The organism is Pseudoalteromonas sp. SR43-5 (assembly GCF_014163835.1).
GTDB lineage: Bacteria > Pseudomonadota > Gammaproteobacteria > Enterobacterales > Alteromonadaceae > Pseudoalteromonas > Pseudoalteromonas distincta.
On record NZ_JACJEA010000017.1, the window covers coordinates 42,817 to 59,518 of the forward strand.

Here is a 16,702-nt window from a genome sequence, read left to right on the forward strand (position 1 = left end):
GAGCAATATAAAAGAACACGATGTTTTCAACGAGTATAAAAATGCAATCATTAAAAACTAAAATAGCAATCATTGGCGCTGGGCCCTCTGGATTGTTACTCGGTCAACTTCTAGCTAAAAAGGGGATCGATAACATAATTATAGAGCGCGCATCAGGCGAATATATTTTAGGTCGTATTCGTGCAGGTATTTTAGAACAAGGATTAGTGAGTCTACTAGCAGAAGCTGGTGTAGATGAGCGAATGAAAAAGGAAGGCCACATTCACGATGGCTTTGAAATAGCACATTATGGTCAACGTCATCGAATCGATATAAAGGCACTTACAAATGGCAGCACCGTTATGTGTTACGGGCAAACAGAAGTTACCCGTGATTTAATGCAAGCGCGCCAAAACATAGGGGCAACGACTTATTATGAGTCTAGTGATGTTGCCATTCATGAGCAAAGTTCAAACTCCCCATTTGTAACGTTTACACAAAATGGTATTGAATATAAATTAGACTGTGATTATATTGCTGGATGCGATGGCTTTCATGGCGTTTCTCGACAATCTATCCCTAAAGAAAAACGTAACGAATTTGAACGTATTTATCCTTTTGGCTGGCTTGGGTTACTTAGCGATACTCCCCCCGTTGCTGATGAGCTTATTTACTGTAAAACTAAACGAGGCTTTGCTTTAGCTAGTATGCGCTCTTCAACCCGTTCACGTTATTATTTACAGGTGCCATTAACTGATAAAATTGAAGATTGGTCTGATGATGAATTTTGGACTGAGCTTAAAAAACGCTTACCTGAAGACGTAGCTGAGATGCTGATTACCGGCCCCAGCATTGAAAAAAGTATTGCCCCTCTGCGTAGCTTTGTATGTGAACCAATGCAAGATGGACGCTTATTTTTAGTTGGCGATGCCGCTCACATTGTACCACCTACAGGCGCTAAAGGTCTTAATCTGGCAGCATCTGATGTATCCACCCTCAGCAAATTGCTAGATAAGACATACAATGGTGAGGAACCTGATGCGGTAGCCAAATACTCCGAAATAGCATTAAAAAGAGTATGGCACGCCGAGCGATTCTCATGGTGGATGTCAAACATGCTGCATGAATACGATGATGACACCATGAATGAAAACGAGACTAAAACGCTTGAACGATTCATGGCATCCGACCTTGATTTTCATCTAAATTATGAAGAAGGTAAAAAAGTAATAGCAATCCAATATGTGGGAATGCCATACGAGAAAATTTAAACAAGTTCCCTTAAAATAATAAGCTCATATGATATTAGTAACATGGGCTTTATTTATTAATATATACGATTAGTTAACTAACTTAGTTATATCGTTTAAAAGCTTAACTATCTGATCGTTTTTGATAGCTTACCAAAACTGATTAAATTCAATAATTTCATTCTTTATCGCTGAAAGTAGTGGCAAATTTTGAGTAAAATAAGGTGATGGGTTGCCATATGTAACAAATTTAACCCAAACAACATACATTTAAGTGGCAACATTTTATCTGGAGGTGATTTGCTGCTGAAATTTAACTTTCACAGAATCAAAACAATTGAATTCAAATTGTATAATATGCCTCCTAAACTTTTCCTTTTAAGCTATAAGCTATGTATTTGAATCGTTAAGGCCATGTCTGCTACCCAATAAATACGGCTTACCTAGCTACAATTTTACTGAATCAATGAAATTTTTCGTAATAATTAAAAAGTAAACAGCAACGCTTTGGTCAGGGTTTGCGCCTTGATTTAATGCTATTGTGTGGTATTTGAGTTTAATTTAAATGGCACATATGCAGCTTTAGCATACTGAATCAGCCTAACAGACGGACCAAATGGTTAATACATTAAAATCTAATATCATGCTTAAAATGCACTAAACATGCTTTGTTTAATTTTTTAATAAACACATATCAACACGCTCTAAAAATATAAATTTTAGTTATGAAAATTTAATATTTATGCCAATAAAAGCCCGTATATATACGGGCTCTATAAATGTTTATTGGCTAATTAGATTGGTTATCTCATTTAAGCGATTCTCAAGTGGGTCTTGTTTTACCTCACTTCCGTTCTCGTTAAATTCAATTATTCTATTATCTTTAGCATTGTAATTAGGCCAAGCAATGCCTTGCTTAGGTGACGGGTTGCTGTATTTAGCAAACCTTACCCATGCAGCGTGCATTGCACTGGCAATTTTAAAATCGTTTTGCGATGTTAACGGATTTTGCGCAAGAGTATTAAATACAAAAGGTATTTCAGTGGCATGGTATGCGCCATCAACTTTGCCTTTTAAGTGGCTAGGGACGTAATTAAAACGATAAAGCCATGTAGGCTGTTCACTCATACTCGCTTTGCTTGCAATATAGCGCGCAGGTTCTACAAAACGCTTATCACCGAATATCATAGAGCCTAGCAGTGGATAATTTAACTCCCCATTTTTAGCTAGCACAAATGGCGCATACGCTTTAGTAAACTGAGCTTTATTGTTCACTGATTCTAGCGTTTCTGTGGCTATTGCAATAGCACCTTTCGGATTGTAGTCTTTTAAAAATCCCCACTCAAAATCCGTACTGCCAATAAAAAGTGGAACTTTTGTTTGTAGAGCTTGAGCAAACCCCTCCTCGTCACTTGTTAATACAATAGATGAGTCAATCATAGGCCCGCTGTAAGTAGGCGTATTTGCGTTCATCATATTCAAACCGCTCAATACCTTTTCTGCAGGTAAAGCACGTAGTTTTGCGAGTGCTTTTATATCATTGGTATTAATTCCCACACTTCTAGCAAATTGAATGCCAGCATCCTCAGCTGAAGGGTTACCTTTAGTGCCTTTTTTATTTAAGTATACGACCGTCTCTGTCGAATCACTTCTACCACCCCCTGATTGCACAATCGCTTTGTGAAAAAGCCCTTTAGATTGGGGCGATAACATATGAAAATTCACCGAGCGCCCACCAGCTGACTCACCAAAAAGTGTTACATTATCAGCGTCTCCACCAAAATGGGTAATGTTATTTTTAACCCATTTTAGGGCCGCGATTTGATCCATTAAGCCGTAATTTCCAAGCGGTGTATTTTTGCTTTGTTCACTCAACCCAGGATGAGCAAAGAAACCAAAACGCCCTAACCTGTAGTTAAAACTAACAAATACAACGCCCGATTCGGCAAACGACTGACCACTATAAATAGCCGCTGACGAACCGCCATTGACAAAGCCTCCACCGTGTATCCACACCATAACTGGGCGCTTTTGAGTGATATCTTGTGCTGGTGCCCATATATTTAAGTAAAGGCAGTCTTCACTCAATGAGCCTTTTAGGTCCCTGCCAGCGTAAATTAGCAATAGGTGCTTGTGCATAAGGGATCCCCAAAAATTTATTAACTGGCATTTTTGTATCTAGTACAGACACCCCTTTAACAAGCCCTAATTGTGTTTTTGCAATCACATTATGTGTGGCTTTTGCTTGCTCATTAAGTTCAGCTGAGTCTTGCCCGTTCGCACAAATACTTATGCTCATAAACATTGCAATGATAAAGCGAATTCGTTTTAAGGTATTCATATTAAATTCCTGAATTAAGCAGGTTGCCTTATTAAGCAATTGCTTATTGATTAATGCAGCCACATGAAAAAGCCGCATTATATAAGTATTACTAACTTGGGTATCTCACACTGAAATAAAAAGAGCACTACTCTGTAGAGCAGGTTTAATTCGCTTTGTATTGGGTTAGCTGAATGTTCAGCTTTTATATCAACTTCGGCTATGTCCATGAGCGGTTATTACTAATTTTTTGTATGGAATCAAGATTTTGCTGCTTTGGTTTTCTTGTAAAGGCCAACTTATATGTATTCTTTTTTAACCTTTAATGGAGTCCCGTAATGTGGGTAATGCTCGGCGAGATATTTCCAAATAGCATGAGAGGATTAGGCTTAGGAGTTGCAGGGCTTGCTCAATGGCTGGCTAATTTTTTAGTCACTATTACCTTTCCCATATTGCTAGCCGCTGGAGGGCTTGTACTCGCATATTCGCTCTATGCATTTTTCGCATTAATATCGGTGCTTTTTGTTATTTACTTAGTAACAGAAACCAAAGGAACGAAACTAGAAAACGTGTAACTTTATCGTCCTAAATAGCTAAATTTAGGACGATAATTTTTTAGTGCCTACCCAACTAATCTATAACCTACCGCTGGCTCAGTTAAGATATGAATAGGGCTTGCAGGGTTTACTTCAAGCTTTTGTCTTAGTTGCGCTACATGTACACGAATATACTCAGGTCTATTAATGTATTGCTCCCCCCATACCTGACTTAAAATAGCATTATGAGTAAGCACTTTATCTTTATTTTGAAATAACATAAGCAAAATTTTATATTCTTTATTAGTGAGCTTTACATCGCTACTGTTAAGCGTAACTGTGTGCTTATGCGGATCTATAATGATGCTACCGCATTGCAGTGCCAAACTCGGCTGTGTATTTACTCTTAGTAGCACACGCATTCTTGCCAGAAGTTCGTTTGCACTAAAAGGTTTGGTTATATAATCGTTTGCCCCATTATCAAGGGCTGTAACCTTTTCCACCTCGCCATCGCGAGCCGAAAGCACTAATATTGGTATTTGGCTCCATTGTCGTACTTCAAGTAACCAAGCTTGTCCATCCATATCAAGCAATCCCAAATCAAGTAACACTAAGTCAAAGCTTTGCTCACTCATTAATGAAAAACCATCAAGCCCTTTCGCACTAATTGATACGTTATAGCCACTGGCACCTAGTAATGTTTTTAAAAAACTTTGCAATGCAGGTGAGTCTTCTAGCACCAATACATTAATCATTCTTTGCACTCCAGCTAAGTATTGCTGTGGCTACTTGGGTCAGCTCATCAATAGCTAATACAAATTCGCCTTGATGAAACTGAGCAACTACATCGCAAATTACGCTACCAAGCCCAACTCCTTCATCCGAACTGCTTGGATGAGTAACTATGAGATTGCTTACGGCTATTTTATAGTGTGTTATATTACCAATTCGTTCAGTATTAAAGTCCACTGTCGCCACTCCATCACCGTAACGTGCCGCGTTTTCGAATATATTCGCAAGCGCGATTTCTAAAAGTGTTATATCACCTATACAACAAGTAGCTTTATCAAATACTAACGCTAAGTTAAAACCACTTAATTGCTGCTGCCTGCGTGCTTTAGCCTCAGTAACAAGTGTATGTACGTTGATAGCTTGCCACGCTAGCTGCTCTCCTATTTTATTTACCCGGCTAAGCTCCATCACTTTATTAAAATGCTGATTTAAGATTTCACTTTGCTCATATATATTTTTTGCTTGTTCTGTAATTGATGCCTTACTTAGCTCAATATTTTCGTCAGCTAACATGCTTGATGAACCCATAATAGTAGCTAAAGGCGTGCGTAGATCATGAGATAAACTACGCAGCAATGCGTTTTTAGCACGTTCTAACTCTGCTTGTACTTTCATCGATGCCGACTGGTTTCTAAGATTTGAGTTTTCGTGGACCTGAAACAACAAAGACAGTGCCGTATCTATAAATGCACGGTTTTCAGGACTAAGTTCGGCATCTGAACTAAAGCCGCCCCATTGTGTGTTTTGTTCGATATTGAAGTACTCTCCATTATCCATTGTATTATTGTTCCAACGAAGTGTAATACCTAGATGGTTTTTAATCGAGGTTGTAAATACTTGGCGCTGAGCGTTTATATCATCAAGCCCATTAAGCGCCTTAGCTAACTCATATAAACATCGTGTATTACTGGCATGTAACTGGGTATCACGAACGTTTTTACTTAGCTCGCCCGCCAATTTGCTTATCATCAAGCCAACTATAAGCATGACAGTAAAAGTGACTAAGTATTCAATTTTTTCGATATGAAATGTAAAGTACGGCAGTACAAAAAACCAGTCGGTACATGCCACACTAACTAACGTTGTAATCCCCGCTAAGGCGGCATTTTGACGCACCGCAACCCATGCCACCCAAAGTAATTGCAACATCACAATGTCGGTGGTCGTTAGCCACTCTCGAACTGGAAAAATAGCCAGCACAATAAAAATAGGCGCAATTGTTGTTAATAAAAGCGGCTTAAGCCATTTATTAATACCCATTTGTGCACTCCCATAAAATTCTCTTTTTATAGGTTACTGCTTTTTAATACGTTGTGTATAAAGTTTTTATAAAGATTTTTGGCTGTAGTGTTAAATGTTTATAAAGCTTAATTGATATAGGGTGACTCTTTTTTAAAATTCCATAGTCTTTGCTATGTCGTATTTTTTTAATAGGAACACACATGGCACAGTTTGCAGTAATTGGATTAGGTAGTTTTGGTGTTACCGCCTCGCTTGAGCTTGCTAATCAGGGGCATCACGTTTGCGCAGCCGATATAAGCGAAAACACCATTAACACGTTTGCTAATCAGTTAAATTACACTGTCATTTTAGATGCTAGTGATGAAACACAGCTTGCTCGACTCGACTTAACCAGCTGCCAAGCTGTATTAGTTGCAATTGGTGAAAATATAGAAGCCAGTATTTTATGCGTGCTGCACTTAAAAAATCTTGGTGTTAAACAAATATGGGTTAAGGCGTGCTCTAAAAGTCACCATCAAATTTTAAGTAAACTTGGCGTATCTCGTATTATTCACCCCGAAGAAGAAATGGGTATCAGAGTAGCACATGCACTTAACTACCCTATGGTTAACCAGTACTTTGCGCTTACACAATCTACATTTATTGTTGAGCTTGCCATAGATTTACATTTATCAGGGCGCAATATTGGCTGGCTTTTAAAAGACCGTAACTCAGATATAAAACCGCTCACCTTACGCCGAGATGATAATTTTAATACAGACCTAACACTCGACACCGAGTTACGCCATGGTGATAGCCTTGTATTACTGGGCTCTAAACATTACCTAACAAAACTCACCAAACGGTTTAAAGCTTTATGATTAACTGGCAAGCACACGTACTTCCAAAGCAATTTAATCGCCGTTTAAAAAATTTCAAAAGGCCTGTTAACCCCCCTTTAATTTTAACTGCTGGTTTTTTTGCTCTCATTATTTTAGGCACTTGCTTATTACTATTACCTTTTGCAAGTGTTGAATCGCTTAGCTTTATTCAAGCTTTTTTTACTGCATCCTCTGCGGTTACAGTTACAGGCTTAGTTGTTATTGATACAGGTACTGCGCTAACCACATTTGGCCAATGTGTTGTTATGGTACTTATTCAAATTGGAGGAATCGGCTTTATGACCGTAGCCGTTATTTCATTTTTAAGTATTGGTAAAAACTTAGGATTAAAACAACGTTTACTTGCAAGCCAAGCATTCGATACAAGCGATTTAAATGGAGTGATCCATGTAGCTAGATGTGTAATAACTTACTCGCTAATAATTCAGACTATAGCATTTTGCTTACTTTTTATTAGCTGGGTAGATGACTATGGTATTGCGGGTAGCGCCTATCAAAGTCTATTTTATACTATTTCGGCTTTTAACAATGCCGGGTTTGCACTCGATAGTAATAGCTTAATGGCTTTTAAAAGTGATGTATCTGTTAATCTTATTATCAGTGCATTATTTATAATCGGTGGCTTAGGGTTTACCGTTTTAATAGATATATATCAACAACGTCGCTGGCATAAATTAGCAACTAATACACGTATTGTATTAATTGCAAGTGCTGTAATAAATTGCAGTGCATTTTTGCTTATTTTTTTATTTGAATATTCAAATCCAGCCACACTTGCCAACCTACCTATTAACGAGCAAGTAATTGCTGCTTGGTTTCAAGCAGTTACACCACGTACTGCAGGCTTTAATACTTTACCTATTAGCCAGCTCAGTTCCGACTCGACATTGCTTACATTGTTATTAATGGTAATAGGTGGCGGTTCGGTAAGTACAGCAAGCGGCATTAAAATAGGAACTTTTGTTATTTTACTACTTGCTATGTATAGTTATTTACGCCAAAAACCACAGGTAACCATATTTAACAGAGAGCTAAGCGACAAACTTGTGATAAAAGCATTGAGTGTTGTAATTTTATACTTATTTACGGCTTTTTTAAGCATCATGATTATGAGTAAAATCGAGCAAGCGTCTCTTTTAGATATTACTTTTGAAGTAATTTCGGCATTGAGCACTGTAGGGCTATCTCGTGATTTTACTAGTAATTTAAGTATGCCAAGCCAGCTAATAATAATTTTACTTATGCTGATTGGCAGAGTAGGTCCACTGACATTTGCTTATTGTTTTGCAAAACCTAAATTACAACCTCTTAAATTTGCTAAAACAACCATACAAATAGGGTAACTATTATTAAGGCCACTTAGCCAGCATAATTTATGTAAGGTACTATTGCGGTGCAAGTTAGAAAATTAATGACTCCTAAATATAACTTTATCTATTAGGAGTCTTTTATAGAAAAATAAAAATGAATATAAGCACTCTTTTTCATTGTAGATATGAAAATAAATAAAATAAGCGCCAAACTATTACAATAGTTTTGGCGCTTATTAAAGGGGTAATATTTACCCTTTCATTTGTTCAAGCTCTTTGCCTTTGGTTTCGTGTAAAAACTTAAATACAAATATTTTTCATGATGTTGATATTGCCCCTGAAGGCAAAACACTACAAGAAAGCCTCGATTACGTAACGCACATAGCTAACATTATCTAAAAAGAAATGCAACGCACTGGTGTAAAGCCACTGTGGGGTACTGCTAACTTGTTCTCAAACAAACGTTTTTGTGCCGGTGGTGCAACAAACCCCTAATCCTAATACGTATGCATATGCAGCAGCGCAAGTTAAACATGCAATGGAAATTACGCATCGTTTAGGCGGCGAAAACTACGTACTTTGGGGTGGTCGTGAAGGTTACGACACACTACTAAATAAAGACCTTGCGCAAGAAAGCGAGCAGTACGCACGCTTTTTGAAAATGGTTGTAGAACACAAGAAAAAAATTGGTTTTAAAGGCACATTATTAATTGAGCCAAAACCACAAGAGCCAACTAAGCACCAGTACGATTACGATACAGCAACGGTTGCAGGCTTTTTACACAAGCACGGCTTACAAGACGAAATTAAAGTAAACATTGAAGCAAACCACGCAACACTTGCAGGTCATAGCTTCCACCACGAAATTGCCGTTGCTTGCGCTAAAGGTATTATGGGTAGTATTGATGCTAACCGTGGTGATATGCAAAACGGATGGGATACAGATCAATTCCCTAACGATGTAGCTGAGTGAACACTTGTCGTTTACGAAATTTTAAAGAATGGCGGTTTTACAACCGGTGGCTTTAACTTTGATACTAAACTTCGTCGTCAATCGTGTGAACGCGATGATTTATTCATCGGTCACATTGGTGGTATGGATACGATGGCAAAAGCATTACTCAATGCAGCAGCAATGATTGAAGGCGGCGAGCTTTCTGACTTTGTAGAAAAACGTTACGCAGGTTGGAAAGAAGACCTAGGCCAAAGCATTTTAAAAGGTGAACAATCACTTGAGAGCCTTGCTGCGTTAGTACACGAAAACGACATCTATCCTAAGCAAGTTTCTGGCCGACAAGAGCTGCTTGAGAATATTGTTAACCGCTACGTATAAGGACATCGCCTCGGTTTTAAAGCCGAGGCGTACATCATTATGAACTTGTTAGAACAACTCAAAAAGTAACCACGGTCGTTGCCGACAGTGGCGATGTAGAGTCAATCAAAGCCCTAAAACCGGTTGATGCAACAACCAATCCTTCGTTAATTTTACAAGCTGCAAAATTACCTCAATATAAACACTTAAATACGTTTTTCACATATATGTAATTGTTATATCTGATAGTTTTTAAATTGCTCCCACACAGCCTCTGCTACAGGTCCCAACACTTCTCCCCTTTTCTTAATAATGTAATATTTTAGAGGCGTTATATTTTGCACATCACTAAGTGACAGCATTTTCAGAGTATTATTTGCAATACCTTCATCAGCTAAATAACCTGGTAATTTGCCCCAACCCATTGCACTTTCGATAAGCATTTTTTTAGTTGGAAAGTCATTTACATACCATCGTCGCTGACCTTGCTGTACACCCCACTCTATGTTTTTTGAACCAGTGCCTGAGTCCTGCACAATTATTTGGTATTCGTTCAACAAATCAGTGGCTTGCCTTAGGTTTGGATTTCGCTTTAACAACAAAGGGGAAGCTACATTGATTAATGAGCCGCTATTTAACAAATGCTTTTCAATTTTCTCTTCTTGTGCAGAAAATTCCATTGTTGGTGTTATACACAGATCGGCACAGCCATCAAGTAAGGCTTCAATTGCACCTGTTATGTACTCTTGCCTGATTATTATTTGAGTTTCAGGGAACTGATTTTGCATATTTTTTAGTAATGGTAAAATACCCTTTAAATTAAATGATGCTTCAATTGCAATCGTTATACTTACCTCGTTCCCCTGTGCTATGTGGTGTGCAACTTGTTTAAGTTGTGCTGCATCATCTAGCAATTTCATAGCCTTATGAAACATAGTTTTTCCTGCACTGGTAAGCTCTAACCGATAACCATTACGACTAAATAAGGCAAAGTTAAGGGTATTTTCTAGTTGCTTAATGCCTTGGCTTATAGCTGGTTGAGTTTTGTGTAAAAGAGCACTTGCTTCACTCAATGATCCAACCTGAGCAACAGTAACAAACATACTAAGCTGTTCTAATTTCATAATTTACGCCAAACATGTAAAGCTAAAGTTTATATCTTATAAAAAAACATTCAATATTAATTAATAAGAACTGTGATTATTCTAACGTCAAAAGCTAAGCATCTGCTTAAACCACTCTTATTAAAGTTGGGAATAACATGAGCACAAAAGTAAAAAGAATTTTTATGTATACATCACTAGGATTAACAACACTTGCCTTTATAGCTGCAGGCTCTGCAAAACTAGCAGGAGTTGAGCAAATGCACTTATCTTTTGCTCTTATGGGTTTACCTGCTTGGTTTGGCTATTTTATTGGTGCAAGTGAACTTGCGGGTGCTATTGCTATTTGGATCAAAAAACTAAGCATTTTAGCTGCAAGTGGTTTGTTAGTTATTATGGCTGGTGCAACATTTTTTCATGTAGTTTACGACAGTGTTGCCAATGCAATACCTGCCGTTATTTTATGTGCTTTATTAATTAATATCATAATTAACCGAGTCAATGATATAAACGCCATAGATAGTAAGTAACCTAGAGCTATTTTCAATACAATGAATAACGATATATTCGCTTCTATCGTTATTCAAACCCTCTTTTACAAAATGACTAATGCTTTCGCATCTCTCATTTAGCCTAAAGATAACAAACTCGATCTCTAAACAAACAAAGGCTAAAGTTGTTTTATTCATTAAATTTTAATTTTGAGTTCATACCCTGTATTTAATAATTAAATATACGACGTACTAAAGTTTATTACTTGGGCTTTTAATATGCCTAATTAACTAAGGTGTAAAATATGAAAAAAACATTTTTAGGCATTTTCTCGATTACAGTAATAACTTACTTACTGAGCGGCTGCACAACATCAAATAACGGTAATATTACAAAATTGAGTGAAGATAAAATAAGTACTAGATTAAATAAATTACCTTCCTCGCTAACCTCTAGTGATTTGTTCAATACCACTGTTATTGAACCCACTCAGCTATTTGATAACCTTTATTTTGTAGGATATGTCAGCGTAGGTACTTTTGTTATCACTACAACTGAGGGCATTATTTTAATCGATACCATGTGGACCCCGCACGATGCCAAACATGTGATTGTTCCTGGACTAAAAGAGTTAGGCTTAAATCCTGAAGATATTAAATACGTGATAGTTACTCACGGCCACAGCGACCATTATGGTGGCGCTCACTACTTTGAATCACATTATGGCGCTAAAATTTTAATGAGAAAAAATGAGTGGAACTACATCCATAATCCAAATGCACCTGTATTAACTGATCCTTTCGGTAATTTTTCTACCGAAATACCATTACCTAGCACTTACACCCAAGTTATCGATGGTGAAAAAATAAGTTTAGGTAAAACTAATTTAACGGTACTTGCTACACCAGGGCATACGCCTGGTGGGTTGTCTTTGATAATACCTGTTACAGATAATGGCATACCTCATACAGTTGCACTTTGGGGAGGTACCGGTTTACCGGATACTAAAGAAGCAAATCAAACTTATTTGCACTCTTTAAATTATTTTCAAAAAATTGCAAACAAAAACGATGTTGATGGAAGTATCTCAAACCACCCGTTTTCACATGATCTAATTAATCAAATTAATACATTAAAAAATCGTAAATCTGATCAACGAAACCCCGTGATAACCGGTAATAAGGCATTTAATGAGTACATAGACGATGTATTGCGAAATAACGTTCAAAAGAAACTTTCGTCATTTGAGTCAAACTAATATAGCTTTTCACGCACCGGCGTTATCGTGCTAATGTATTTATAATGACGGTATATGTCGCTTTAAAGCGATACTCATTACTAATATAAAAGCATAGTGCACTTCTTTTTATGAAACCCCACATTTGATAGTCTGTAAAAAATACAGACTATCAAATGTGGGGTTAATTACTTTTAGTTTGGTTTATTGTTCTACCAAAATGACCGATACGTCGTCTGCATGAAAATCAGCAGTCAGTTCGTTTGACTCCACATAAAGTAAAGCCGCACTTTCCTCGGTTGTTACTGAATGGGTATAAGTGCCCGAAAGCTTTACCCAATCGCCTGCAACTACGTTTGTAACAGTGGTTAGCTCGAGGTATTCAGTGCTCGCATGCTCAATTTGCAGTGTAAGTTTAATCCCTGGCGATACCGCTGTGTTATCGTCAGATAACTTAACCCACGCAGATACATTATAGGTTTTGCCCGCTGTGAGCTTGGGTTGTTTCAAGTGAAATAGTAGCACTGCCTCGTGATTGCCATGAATCAAGACCGGCTTCAAAGTCACCATTAGTTAGCAGCTCTGCGTGTTGTTAAAAGTACGACCGGTGTTGAAAACCTTTATTTAGATCAGTTAGGTGCGTTTGGTAACGTTGACCGCTACCCTGCTAGACGTATTATAACCATTGTTTACTATTCGCTCGTACGCTTTGAAGAAACCAATCTTGTGAGCGGCGACAATGCTTTAGAATGTGAATGGTTTGATGTAAATAACGTTCTCCCTTTAATGTTTGACCACGCCGACATTTTAAAAAGTGGCTTAGATTACTTACGCTATAAAGTAAGGCACGAGCCGATTGGTTTTAGCCTGCTCCCTGAAAAGTTTACCTTGCTTGAGCTACAAGGAATTTACGAGTCGATTTTAAATAAATCACTCGATAAGCCTAACTTTAGACGTAAGTTCCAAAAAATGAACTTACTAATAAACTGCAAAGAAAAACAAACCAACGTAGCTCACCGAGCTGCTACTTTGTACCGTTTTGATATAAACGTATACGAAAAACTAAGAGAGTTTGGTTTTACATTTGAGTTTTAAATAAGCAAATGCATAATTAAATTAATGTTTGGTCTTTAAGGCCAAATAACATATTGCTAATATATATGTGATGTTTATAATTCGTCCGCATTATTAATATAAACTAATCAAAAGGAGCTTTTTTCTTGAAACTTACGCCGCCCTAGGCAACCACTCCCCTTTTTCATCAGCACGTTACGTGCAACCTAATCGCCGCCTGCGCGAGAATCACTGTTATTTAAATAAAATACTCCCCTATACTTTGGGAAACTAACTAATTAGGTTTATTACATGTTTGATCACGTAAAAAGAGATTGGCTCTCTAATGTTCGTGGCGATGTGCTTGCTGGTATTGTTGTGGCGCTTGCCCTAATACCTGAAGCGATTGCCTTTTCTATTATTGCCGGTGTTGATCCAAAAGTAGGTTTATACGCCTCATTTTGTATTGCGGTTATTATTGCCTTTGTAGGCGGACGTCCTGGCATGATATCGGCGGCTACCGGTGCAATGGCACTGTTAATGGTAACGCTGGTTAAAGACCATGGTTTGGAATACTTACTGGTTGCTACCTTACTCACTGGTGTACTACAAATATTTGCAGGCTTTTTAAAGCTCGGTGAATTAATGCGCTTTGTATCGCGCTCTGTTGTAACAGGGTTTGTAAATGCGCTGGCGATTTTAATATTTATGGCGCAGTTACCTGAGCTGACTAATGTTACTTGGCATGTTTATGCGATGACCGCAGCGGGCTTAGGTATTATTTACTTATTTCCGTATATTCCAACTATTGGCAAAATACTTCCCTCTCCTTTAGTGTGTATTGTTGTTATTACACTGGTTTCAATATTTTTGGGTCTTGATATAAGAACCGTTGGCGACATGGGCGAACTACCAGACACTCTACCTATATTCTTATGGCCCGATGTACCGCTAACACTCGAAACACTGCAAATTGTTTTACCGTATTCAATTGGTCTTGCTGTTGTGGGCTTACTTGAGTCAATGATGACCGCCACTATTGTTGATGACTTAACTGATACAACGAGCGATCGTAATAAAGAATGTAAGGGCCAAGGTATTGCTAATATTGGCGCAGGCTTATTTGGTGGTATGGCGGGTTGCGCTATGATTGGGCAATCAATTATTAATGTTAAATCGGGTGGTCGCGGCAGGCTTTCTACCTTTATTGCAGGCTCATTTTTAATCATCATGGTGGTGTTTTTAGATGAATGGCTGCAGTTAATTCCTATGGCAGCCTTAGTTGCGGTAATGATTATGGTATCGATTGGTACGTTTTCGTGGACATCTGTTAAGGATTTAAAAAAGAACCCGCTTTCATCAAATGTAGTGATGATTTCCACCGTTATTGTGGTTGTTGCCACGCATAACCTAGCCATTGGCGTTTTAGTTGGTGTGTTGTTAGCTACGTTGTTTTTTGCCAATAAAATTGGTCGCTTTATGGTGGTTAAAACCAAGCATGATGAAAGCAACGATAAAATAACCTATGAAGTCGTTGGCCAAGTATTTTTTGCCTCAGCTGAGCAATTTATTGCATCGTTCGATTTTAAAAATGCGGTTTCTAACGTGGTAATTGATTTAACCCATGCACATTTTTGGGATATAACTGGTGTATCGTCACTCGACAAGGTGGTTATTAAATTTAGGCGTGAAGGCGCAACGGTTAGTATTATTGGTATGAATAGCGCAACCGAAACTGTAATTGATAAATTTGGTGTGCATAACAACCCTGAAGAAGTCGAAAAACTACTTGGCGGACATTAAGGAGAATGCAATGACTAAAATAATTACCTATGTAGATGGCTCAGCCATTACTAAAAATGTAACCGATGCTGCTATTTGGGCTTCAAAAAAGCTAAATAAACCAATTAGCTTTGTGCATACAATTGAAAAAACGCAGCAAACTAATATCGGCGACTACTCTGGTAGTATTGGGCTTGGTGCACAGTCAACACTTCTTGATGAAATGACTAAGCTTGACGAACAACGCTGCAAAGTAAGTTTAAAAATGGCTGACGAATTATTAAATTCAGTAAGTGAGCATGCTAAATCGGCAGGTGTTACTAATTTTGAACTAATTAAGCGCCACGGTGATTTGCTCGATACCGTTATAGACTTAAAAGACGATACACGCCTTATTGTTATTGGCCAAAATGGTGCTGGACATAGTAATAGCTTCGCGGTGCTGGGCTCACATATAGAAACCTTAGTGCGCAATGCAACACAACCTATTTTGCTTATTCCTGAAACATTTAAACAACCTAAATCATTTATGATTGCGTACGACGGCCGCGAAACAGCCGACAAAGCGCTACAACAAGTGATTGATGGCGGCTTGTTACATGGTTTGCATTGTCATTTAGTGAGTATTAAAAATAACGAAAAAGACCTTGAAGAAAAATTTGTTAACGCACAGCACAAGCTTATCAGTATGGACTTTGAAGTGTCGGCAAGCTTTTTAGAGGGCAATATTTTTGACTCGTTAATGCAATATAAAGAACAAAATAATGTAGAACTAATTGTAATGGGTGCATTTGGGCACTCTAAACTAAGGCAGTTTTTTGTGGGCAGTAACACCATTAAAATGCTCGAGAACAGCGATGTGCCTGTGGTTATTTTAAAATAAATTTAATAACCTGCACCAAAAAGCCTAAAATCACTTAACTGATTTTAGGCTTTTTTGTTTTTGGCTTAGCTTCAAACTTTTCAAATAAAAACTGAATAAACGACGTAACCTTTTGAGCCACAAACTTTCTATGCTGCTCTGGCATAAATGAGCGCACGCCACGTTTGCTAAATGTTGCCATTATTTTTCGTTTACCGAGTTTGTCTTGTATTGCCAACTCGCCTTCGTGAAAAGGGGAATCATCTATTGAATTTGTGTTTATCATTTTGCTTGTAATTCGTGTGCGTATTTTATGGGCTAAATTTAACTCAATACACAATGAATGATAATGGGTGTTTTATTGACTGATAATGCACAATACAATGACAATACTTGCACCCTCTTAGTGCCAGGCGCGCACCAACATATAACAAAATAGGTTTTATCCTCACTCTAAAAACACATTAAATACTATTTAAACAATAACTTAAAAAACTGGCTGTATTTTTGCAAACATTCTATTAACAAGCCCGTTTTACTTACGGCAAAAA

The 16,702-nt window shown here is 37.7% G+C and carries 15 protein-coding genes and 3 pseudogenes; 11 read left to right on the forward strand and 7 right to left on the reverse strand.

Annotation, left to right across the window (positions count from 1 at the left end; genetic code table 11):
- Window positions 1-41 precede the first annotated feature (41 nt).
- Complete coding sequence (gene pobA, locus H5090_RS11605) at window positions 42-1,250, forward strand: 4-hydroxybenzoate 3-monooxygenase (protein ID WP_182695768.1); 1,209 nt, start codon at window positions 42-44, stop codon at window positions 1,248-1,250.
- Window positions 1,251-2,012: 762 nt separating this feature from the next.
- On the opposite strand, the gene H5090_RS11610 is transcribed toward pobA, so the two are convergent.
- Together H5090_RS11610 and H5090_RS11615 are read right to left on the reverse strand one after the other, a co-directional pair.
- Window positions 2,013-3,368: a carboxylesterase/lipase family protein gene (locus tag H5090_RS11610; protein ID WP_182695769.1), complete on the reverse strand. Its 1,356-nt coding sequence runs from the start codon at window positions 3,366-3,368 to the stop codon at window positions 2,013-2,015.
- On the reverse strand, window positions 3,310-3,570 hold the full coding sequence (locus H5090_RS11615) for a carboxylesterase family protein (protein ID WP_182695770.1): 261 nt from the start codon (window positions 3,568-3,570) through the stop codon (window positions 3,310-3,312). The genes H5090_RS11610 and H5090_RS11615 overlap by 59 nt, the downstream gene beginning before the upstream one ends.
- A gap of 263 nt (window positions 3,571-3,833) precedes the next feature.
- On the opposite strand from H5090_RS11615, the pseudogene H5090_RS11620 reads away from it, so the two are divergent.
- A pseudogene (locus H5090_RS11620) lies at window positions 3,834-4,124 on the forward strand (MFS transporter); the annotation flags it as partial.
- Window positions 4,125-4,171: 47 nt separating this feature from the next.
- On the opposite strand, the gene H5090_RS11625 reads toward H5090_RS11620, so the two are convergent.
- Window positions 4,172-4,840: a response regulator gene (locus H5090_RS11625; protein ID WP_154903778.1), complete on the reverse strand. Its 669-nt coding sequence runs from the start codon at window positions 4,838-4,840 to the stop codon at window positions 4,172-4,174.
- On the reverse strand, window positions 4,833-6,137 hold the full coding sequence (locus H5090_RS11630; RefSeq protein WP_182695771.1) for a DUF4118 domain-containing protein: 1,305 nt from the start codon (window positions 6,135-6,137) through the stop codon (window positions 4,833-4,835). Before H5090_RS11630 ends, H5090_RS11625 begins: the two co-directional genes overlap by 8 nt.
- Before the next feature lie 182 nt (window positions 6,138-6,319).
- On the opposite strand from H5090_RS11630, the gene H5090_RS11635 reads away from it, so the two are divergent.
- The 4 genes and pseudogenes from H5090_RS11635 to H5090_RS11650 all read left to right on the forward strand — a co-directional run.
- Window positions 6,320-6,979, forward strand: coding sequence for a TrkA family potassium uptake protein (locus tag H5090_RS11635; protein WP_154903776.1), 660 nt, complete (start codon window positions 6,320-6,322; stop codon window positions 6,977-6,979).
- Window positions 6,976-8,343 (forward strand): TrkH family potassium uptake protein, encoded by a 1,368-nt coding sequence (locus H5090_RS11640; protein ID WP_101163049.1) that lies wholly within the window; start codon window positions 6,976-6,978, stop codon window positions 8,341-8,343. Before H5090_RS11635 ends, H5090_RS11640 begins: the two co-directional genes overlap by 4 nt.
- A 282-nt stretch (window positions 8,344-8,625) precedes the next feature.
- A pseudogene (locus H5090_RS11645) lies at window positions 8,626-9,643 on the forward strand (xylose isomerase); the annotation flags it as partial.
- Window positions 9,644-9,679: 36 nt separating this feature from the next.
- Window positions 9,680-9,831: pseudogene (locus tag H5090_RS11650) on the forward strand (transaldolase family protein); the annotation flags it as partial.
- A gap of 27 nt (window positions 9,832-9,858) precedes the next feature.
- Here H5090_RS11650 and H5090_RS11655 read toward each other — a convergent pair.
- The gene (locus H5090_RS11655; RefSeq protein ID WP_182695772.1) at window positions 9,859-10,746 is read right to left on the reverse strand and encodes a LysR family transcriptional regulator; all 888 of its coding nucleotides are present in this window, start codon (window positions 10,744-10,746) and stop codon (window positions 9,859-9,861) included.
- A gap of 164 nt (window positions 10,747-10,910) precedes the next feature.
- Between H5090_RS11655 and H5090_RS11660 the strand changes: the two genes are divergently transcribed.
- The gene (locus H5090_RS11660) at window positions 10,911-11,255 is read left to right on the forward strand and encodes a DoxX family protein (RefSeq protein ID WP_259395097.1); all 345 of its coding nucleotides are present in this window, start codon (window positions 10,911-10,913) and stop codon (window positions 11,253-11,255) included.
- Between the two features lie 266 nt (window positions 11,256-11,521).
- Window positions 11,522-12,475, forward strand: a complete 954-nt coding sequence (locus H5090_RS11665; protein WP_182695774.1) for an MBL fold metallo-hydrolase — start codon at window positions 11,522-11,524, stop codon at window positions 12,473-12,475.
- Window positions 12,476-12,658: 183 nt separating this feature from the next.
- Here H5090_RS11665 and H5090_RS11670 read toward each other — a convergent pair whose 3' ends face one another.
- Entirely contained in the window at window positions 12,659-12,964 is a 306-nt protein-coding gene (locus H5090_RS11670; RefSeq protein WP_259395098.1) for a carbohydrate binding domain-containing protein, read from the reverse strand.
- A 216-nt stretch (window positions 12,965-13,180) separates the two neighbouring features.
- On the opposite strand from H5090_RS11670, the gene H5090_RS20885 reads away from it, so the two are divergent.
- From H5090_RS20885 to H5090_RS11685, 3 genes are all read left to right on the forward strand, one after another.
- The gene (locus H5090_RS20885) at window positions 13,181-13,549 is read left to right on the forward strand and encodes an NrtR DNA-binding winged helix domain-containing protein (RefSeq protein ID WP_310735799.1); all 369 of its coding nucleotides are present in this window, start codon (window positions 13,181-13,183) and stop codon (window positions 13,547-13,549) included.
- Window positions 13,550-13,819: 270 nt separating this feature from the next.
- Window positions 13,820-15,310 carry a SulP family inorganic anion transporter gene (locus tag H5090_RS11680; RefSeq protein WP_182695775.1) on the forward strand — a complete coding sequence of 497 codons (1,491 nt, stop codon included), beginning with the start codon at window positions 13,820-13,822 and terminating at the stop codon, window positions 15,308-15,310.
- 10 nt (window positions 15,311-15,320) lie between these two features.
- Complete coding sequence (locus H5090_RS11685) at window positions 15,321-16,172, forward strand: universal stress protein (RefSeq protein WP_024596346.1); 852 nt, start codon at window positions 15,321-15,323, stop codon at window positions 16,170-16,172.
- A gap of 34 nt (window positions 16,173-16,206) precedes the next feature.
- On the opposite strand, the gene H5090_RS20890 is transcribed toward H5090_RS11685, so the two are convergent.
- Entirely contained in the window at window positions 16,207-16,437 is a 231-nt protein-coding gene (locus H5090_RS20890) for a hypothetical protein (protein WP_024596345.1), read from the reverse strand.
- Window positions 16,438-16,702 lie beyond the last annotated feature (265 nt).